The sequence below is a fragment of the Roseibium sp. AWQ4_290 genome, from assembly GCF_056160985.1.
In genome coordinates this window covers 1-333 of the sequence record NZ_JBSWYG010000075.1, presented here as the reverse complement: position 1 = coordinate 333, position 333 = coordinate 1, and the positions used below count along the sequence as shown (strand labels likewise).

Sequence of the window (333 nt, the reverse complement as noted above, 5' to 3'; positions counted from 1 at the left end):
GCCGGGAGCGGGACTTTTGGCGCATGTATTGGTTTCCAAATATGCGGACCACCTTCCGCTCTATCGCCAGTCTCAGATCTTTGGCCGGGAAGGCATCGATCTGGACCGCTCCACCCTGGCTGATTGGGTGGGGCGCTCCACTGCCTTGCTTGAGCCCCTGGCGGATGCCATCGGCCGCATGGTCCGGCAAGGGGAAGCGCTCTTTGCCGATGACACCCCGGTCAAGCTTCAGGCTCCGGGAACGAAGAAGACCAAAACTGCCCGGATCTGGACCTATGTCCGGGATGAGCGGTCATGGGCCGGGGCCTCTCCACCGCTGGCGTGGTACCGGTT

General features: G+C 62.8%; 1 protein-coding gene. It reads left to right on the top strand.

Annotated elements, in window-relative coordinates; translation table 11 throughout:
- A partial coding sequence (locus tag ACXAH0_RS25195; RefSeq protein ID WP_475196053.1) for an IS66 family transposase occupies positions 1-333 on the top strand: 333 nt, incomplete at both ends.